The organism is Mesorhizobium sp. M7A.F.Ca.AU.001.01.1.1 (genome assembly GCF_004022735.1).
GTDB lineage: Bacteria > Pseudomonadota > Alphaproteobacteria > Rhizobiales > Rhizobiaceae > Mesorhizobium > Mesorhizobium ciceri.
Window position 1 is genome coordinate 1 of sequence record NZ_RZPF01000348.1, and the last position, 6,531, is coordinate 6,531.

Below are 6,531 nucleotides of genomic sequence, written 5' to 3' on the forward strand. Positions count from 1 at the left end.
GTCAACGTCCTTGGGCTGCGTACAAAGGCTCTGCCGGCTAAGATAAGAGTTATCGTAGACGGTCTGGTTCAAGAGGTGCGCGAACTATGACTGCTATCGCTTAGGCGATGTCGCATTTCACATTCTATGTGTCCGATACTACTCACGCACTACCCTGCAAACACGGTCGACGGTCCGAATGGTTCGCTGCTCGGGAAATATCAGAGCCGGCGTGAATGCGTCGAAAGTCATCGCCAAGCCTGAAAAGCTTTAGCTGGCTGCCACGCCTGGCCGGGCTTTCTTCCTTTTCATGGACAATGAGCGATGCTGGTCGGGCGGCGCGACGGGTTGATAGAAGCAAAATTAGCCAATTGTCCGGTGTGATCGTTTATTTGGAGCGATAGAAATGCGACATCCCTGCCCCACAATGCCGTTTTTGGCAGCCCTTCAAAGCGACATAATCACCGACTTGGTCTCCGTGTAAAGGTTCAGCCCTTCTTGTCCCCGTTCTCTGCCCCAGCCGGATTGCTTGAAGCCGCCGGTGGGTATCGCCGCATCAACCGAACCGTGTACGTTGACCCCAATCCGGCCGGCGCGAATTCGCCGTACCATCTTGTGGGCGACGCTCAGGTCCCGCGTCCAGACACTGCCGGCAAGCCCGAAGATACTGTCATTCGCCTGCCGGGCGATCTGTTCCAGGTCGTCGTCATCGAAACTCATGGCGCACAGGACGGGACCAAAAATCTCTTCCTGCACCACCGCCATGTCGGGTCGGGTATCGGTCAGCACCGTGGGGGCAATGAAGTTGCCTTCGTTGCCGATCCGCGTGCCGCCAAACGCCACCGTTGCGCCGGCGCTCCTGCCCTGCTCGATATAGTCCATTACGCGGTTGCACTGGACCGGGGAAATGACGGGGCCCATCTGGACGCCTTCGCTGAGGCCATGGCCGACCCGGATATTCCCGGCCCGCTGGCCGATCCCATCCACGATCTGGTCAAACACTTTCTTATGGGCGAACAGTCGCGATCCCGCAGTGCAGACCTGGCCGCTATTGGCAAAAATGCCCTGCGTGACACCGGGAATGGCAACCGACATGTCAGCATCGGGAAAGACGATAACGGGCGACTTCCCTCCCAGTTCGAGCGACACTTTCTTCAAATTGCCAGCGGCGGCCCTGACGATTATACGACCGATTTCGCTGGAACCCGTAAAGGCAACCTTGTCGATCTGCGGGTGTGAGGCGATCGCCGCGCCCGCCGTCGGCCCAAAACCGGTCACGATGTTGATCACGCCAGCGGGAATGCCGGCCTCCTGGGCCAGTTCGCCGAAGCGCAGCGCTGTCAGCGGGGTCTGCTCTGCCGGCTTGAGCACGATCGTGCAGCCGGTGGCCAGCGCCGGAGCGACCTTCCAGGCCAGCATGAGCAGTGGCGCATTCCACGGAATGATCTGCCCGACGACCCCGACCGGCTCACGCACGGTGAAGGCATGGTACTTGTCCGGCGCCGAGATCGAAATGGTTTCCCCCGTGATCTTGGTCGCCCAGCCCGCCATGTAGCGGAACATATCTACGCTGAGCGCAACGTCTGAATTCCTAGCATTGGCAAGCGGCTTGCCATTGTTGAGAACCTCCAGTTCGGCCAGTTCATCGGCGTTCTGTTCCAGCAGATCCGCGAGTTTCCAGATGAGACGTCCACGCTCGCTGGGCGTGATGCGGCTCCATGGGCCTTCTTCAAAGGCCCGCCGGGCAGCTTTGACGGCCATGTCGATATCCTTGGTGTCGCCCTCCGGAACCTGCGCAATTACGCGTCCCGTGCCCGGATCATATGTGTCGAAAACCTTCCCGGACCGAGCCGGCACCCATTTTCCATCGATAAGGAGTTTTTTGTCCTGTCGTAAAAAGGACGCCGCCTTCACTCCAATTTGGAACTGCTCAGCATATGTGTTCATCGAATTCTCCATCGGTATAGGGAAGCGCCTTGCTCGGATTCGTCCAAAGGCGTCCATCTGAAGCGCCCTTTAGAGCCTGTCACTCGATCACGAAGTGGTCGGGTCCAACCACGCGAGGCTGCCGCTTCGGCGGAATGAAATCGAGCGACCGCATGGGCGACGGCAATTCGGTCACCGGCTTGCCGATCAAGCGGTGCCTGTCGGCGGTCGGCTCTGGGACCGGCACCGCCGACATCAGCTTTTGGGTATAAGGATGTTTCGGATTCCCTATCACCTCGCGGCTGGGCCCGATCTCCACGATCTCGCCAAGATACATGACAGCCACGCGGTGGCTGACACGTTCGACAATAGCCATGTCGTGACTGATGAAGAGGTATGACAGCCGTAGTTCCTCCTGCAGCTCAAGCAGCAGGTCGATCACCTGGGCCTTGACCGAAACGTCGAGCGCCGAGACGGCCTCGTCGGCTATGATGACCTTCGGGTCGAGCATCAGGGTCCGGGCGATACAAATTCTCTGGCGCTGACCGCCGGAAAACTCGTGCGGAAGACGGGTTATCATCGACGGTTCGAGGCCGACACGCTCCAGAAGATGTTTCGCCTTCTCCAAAGCCTTGGCCTTGGTCGCCAACCCATGGCATAGCAGGGGCTCTGCCAGGATTGCACCGACGTTTTGCTTCGGGTCCAGGGAACTGAAAGGATCCTGGAAGATCATCTGCACGTTGCGTCGGAGGTCCGAAAGATCGGACCTGTTGTCGCGCCGCACCGTGCGTCCGTCGAAGACCACTTCGCCGGAATCCGGCGGATTGAGAAACAGGATGCTGCGGCCGGTGGTCGACTTACCGCAGCCGGACTCGCCAACAAGCGACAGCGTTTCTCCAGGCATGATATCGAAGCTTAGACCCTCGACGGCATGGAGACGCCCAACCTTGCGGCGCATTGCTCCGCCACGCACATCGAACCGGGTCACCAGGTTGCGCACGCTCAAAACCGGCTTGGGCACAGCATCCTTGGCAGGCGCGCGGTAGGTGCGGGCCACGCCTTGCCCCAAGCGCGGGACCGCGTCGATCAGCATCCTCGTATAGTCCTCGCGCGGACGTTCGAAAACGTCCTTTACTGCTCCCATCTCCACCACACGTCCCTTGTGCATGACCATGACGCGGTCGGCGATGTTGGCCACTACGCCCATGTCATGCGTGATGAACAGGATCGCGGTGCCGGTATCGCGCTGGACCTCGTCCAGGAGGTCGAGGATCTGTGCCTGTATCGTCACATCGAGCGCTGTTGTCGGCTCATCGGCGATAAGCAGCTTCGGCGAGCACGCCAAGGCGATGGCGATCATGATCCTTTGCCGCATTCCCCCGGAGAACATGTGAGGATAGTCGTTGAACCGCCGCCGCGCGTCCGGAATGCGAACGCGGTCGAAAAGCCGGATGCCCTCCTCCCGCGCCTCGGCATCGCTCAAGGGTCGATGCTGGCGCAGCATTTCCTTGATCTGGGTGCTGACCTGCAGCACCGGATTCAGGCTCATCATCGGTTCTTGGAAGATCATGCTGGCAATGCCGCCACGCACCTGCCGCAATGTCGATGTCGACGCGCCCACCACTTGCTGGCCATCGACAATGACCGAACCGCTCACATGGGTATTGCCGGCAAGCAGTCCCATTATCGTCATGGAAGTGACGCTCTTGCCGGATCCCGACTCGCCGACAAGCGCCAGCGTCTCGCCGGCATGGATGGCCAGATCGACGTCATGCACCACCTGATGCTTGCCGAAAGCGACGCTGAGGCCGTTCACCTCAACCACCGGATTGGATATCGGTTCATTCATGAGCTTGGTGCCGGTGCAACAGTGAAGCCCGCCTGCGAGCGGGAGCGCTCCGACGTTGGAGCCCAGGTGAGCATTTCGAGCCCGTACAGCGCATCCAGTGTCTCGCGCGATACGGGAATACCCTTGTTGTGTGCCAAGGCGATCTTCGCCCCAGGCCGAACGGCAGCGCATCCGGACGCCTTCAGTTCAGGTCTGCGGGCGCTGACCATGAGAAGCGCGCACCCCGGCGCCGGCCTGGCGGCGTCGATCGATTTCAAGGCTGCCGTTTCGCCGCCGAGGAGCGCCGCTAGGGTATCTTCCCCTTGGCCCGAATACAGCACACCCCTTGGATCCGGTTCAGCCAACAGCCAGTCGAAGGTTCCGTCGCGGGCGACGATACCGATAGAAGAGAGATTGTAGTTCATCGCGCCGATCAGCGTGGCCGGAACAAGCGACAACTCGGTCGCCGAAGATATCCGACATAGCTCCCATTTGGCGTCGCTTACATGGGCGGCGAGAGCATCGACTGCGGCTGGTCCGGTTTCCAGAAATGAAATGCCAGCGGCATCCAGCATCGTGAGGCCGTTCGACTTGTGATAGCTGAAGCCATGAGAGGGCCGCGGGCCTGCCTGACGGATATCGTCCAGAACAGCCGGATCGAGTGCTGCACCCGCTGCCACGATATGAGCCCCCCGATCAGCGGTGCCGAACGCATACCCCAGAGCTCTAAGCGACCATGGTAGGATGCGGGTCAGTTCGGAATATGCAACGGTGGTCATGCTCACAGGGCAACCTCATTGTCATGCTTGCGAAGCTGGGGACTCGGCCTGTCAGGCGTCAGGATTTCCGAAGGCAGCGGCTGATCTTGGAAGAAAGTGCCCCGCACATAGCGGATGCTGAGCGGCGTCGAGCCACGAATGCCCAGCGACGCAAGGAAAAAACGTATGAGCTCGGCGGGGACGAAATCGCGATGCGCGAGCGGATCCCGTATTTCGGCGTAGGGTAGGCCATCCAGATACTGCACGCGCGACATGGCGTAGTGCAGATCCGGATGGTCGAGGACGACATCGCCGACGTGCTCGTTATCATCACGGCTGACCAGCACTGCCGCCAGCCTCTGGATCAGTCCGATATGATCGATGAAGGATTCGAAACGCTCGTGCGGATCGACGATTCTCTCGCCGCGTCTCTGTTCGCCATTGTCGATCGAATGGTACCAGAAATGCTGGTGCGTTTCGGCGAGCGTACGGTCGGCAGTTAAGGCCCAGACGTAATTTCTGCGCAGGATCTCGCGCAGTTCACCGATCCTCATTGCTGGCTGAAGTTGCCGCTTGCGGCCTGCGCCGATCTGGAAATAGGGCGCGATGGCGTCACAGAAGTCCGGCACTACGTCGAGAAGCAAGCTGTGAAACTGCTCACTGGTCTCGCCATCCATGACCTCCGCGACGTGCGCAGCAACGTCGCCCCAGCAATGCCACTGACCTTCGCGCAGGCTTGCCGAAATGCGTTTCAAGTTCTCGATGATGGTTTCGTTAGCCGCCACATAGTCCTGCGTCTGTGGGTCAGTCTGCGCATAGATACGTATGGTGCTCTCTATCGAGCTGCGGACAAGTGCAATGCTTCCCGCTTCGACCGGCAGGCTTTTTGCGTAGCCAAGCGCTGCCTCGCGCACGGTCACCCAGGTGGCGACCCAATGCGGCCAGCGTTGGAGGGCTACACACATCCCCTGACCTGAGGAGTTGCCTATTCCAAGCCCGCGCGCGATCGCGATGTCGAGCTGCGCCGCGTCCGAATTGCGCCGCCGCGCCACGGCATTGACGAGATCGATGGAGACAAGCCGAACCAGGTAGATCGCGAAGATGTCCGCAAAGAACGGGTGCGCCAGCGGGTGCTCCTCGGGAATGCCGGGATAGGAAACCGTGCCGTTCCTGCCACTGCTTTGAAAGCCACCGTTCCGCATGAGGTAGGCGATGCCAAGCTCTGGGGCAGGCTGTTCGCCGCGGGACAATGCTTCGACGACGGCGTCGAAATGCCGGCTGCTGCGATTGGCGGGGGTCCAGCCGACCACATCCGAATCCGTGCGCATCTGGCCTTCAGCCTTGATGTCGAAGGTTTCAAATTCCCGCTGGATACGCTGTTGGCTGGCAAGATTGACGAAGAGCGCGCCGAACATGTCGCGATCCGCGCCGTCGGAGCGGCGTCCGACTTTTTCGATTCCGTCCCATGGATATGCTCGGGCGATATAGGAGAAGGAATGGCCTTCCGCGTCGATCCGGTAGACAAATCTCGCCGCGCCGTCATCGTCGCACTCCGCCGAGATCATTCTTATCTGCCAGCGTTCGCGAACGATCCTGCGCAGCAGCATATCGGCAAAACTGACGCGCGAAGCCTTGAAGCAGCGAAGGTTCTCGACGCGCATCAACACATCGGCCGGCCGCATCCATCGCCGCGCCTTCAACGCACCTTCCGGACCCGCGAACTCCTGCAGGCGTTGTTCTATGAATGCCGGCAGCGGCGGCTCGACCTGGCTAGACGTCATTTCCCTGCTCCAATCAGCGATCATTGCGGGACGCGGCCTCGTTCATGCTCGACCCGACTAGATAAAATGTGAAAACGGTAAGGGCGACCGCAGCACCCGGCCCCAAGCTGAGCAGCGGCAGGATCGGCAGGAACATCGAACCGTCGCGCACCATGCCGCCCCAATCCGGAGCCGGCGGAGGCACGCCCAGCCCCAGGAAGCTGAGGCTTGCGGAGGGGAAGATCGCGAAGGCCACATTGATTGCGAACTGCGCCCACAC

At 60.4% G+C, this 6,531-nt stretch carries 4 protein-coding genes and 1 pseudogene; all 5 read right to left on the reverse strand.

Going from position 1 to position 6,531, the window contains the following annotated elements; translation table 11 throughout:
* Positions 1-426 precede the first annotated feature (426 nt).
* On the reverse strand, positions 427-1,926 hold the full coding sequence (locus EN884_RS20670; RefSeq protein WP_063170535.1) for an aldehyde dehydrogenase family protein: 1,500 nt from the start codon (positions 1,924-1,926) through the stop codon (positions 427-429).
* Positions 1,927-2,005: 79 nt separating this feature from the next.
* Positions 2,006-3,754, reverse strand: coding sequence for an ABC transporter ATP-binding protein (locus tag EN884_RS20675; RefSeq protein WP_063170536.1), 1,749 nt, complete (start codon positions 3,752-3,754; stop codon positions 2,006-2,008).
* Positions 3,751-4,518, reverse strand: coding sequence for a hypothetical protein (locus tag EN884_RS20680; RefSeq protein WP_127224475.1), 768 nt, complete (start codon positions 4,516-4,518; stop codon positions 3,751-3,753). The genes EN884_RS20675 and EN884_RS20680 overlap by 4 nt, the downstream gene beginning before the upstream one ends.
* Positions 4,515-6,056 carry a hypothetical protein gene (locus EN884_RS20685; protein WP_127224474.1) on the reverse strand — a complete coding sequence of 514 codons (1,542 nt, stop codon included), beginning with the start codon at positions 6,054-6,056 and terminating at the stop codon, positions 4,515-4,517. Before EN884_RS20685 ends, EN884_RS20680 begins: the two co-directional genes overlap by 4 nt.
* Before the next feature lie 229 nt (positions 6,057-6,285).
* A pseudogene (locus EN884_RS38715) lies at positions 6,286-6,531 on the reverse strand (ABC transporter permease); the annotation flags it as partial.

Excerpts from the sequence above, each read along its gene's own strand:
- EN884_RS20675 (WP_063170536.1), bottom strand. The coding sequence starts at position 3,754 with ATGAATGAACCGATATCCAATCCGGTGGTTGAGGTGAACGGCCTCAGC.
- EN884_RS20670 (WP_063170535.1), bottom strand. The coding sequence starts at position 1,926 with ATGAACACATATGCTGAGCAGTTCCAAATTGGAGTGAAGGCGGCGTCC.
- EN884_RS20685 (WP_127224474.1), bottom strand. The coding sequence starts at position 6,056 with ATGATCTCGGCGGAGTGCGACGATGACGGCGCGGCGAGATTTGTCTAC.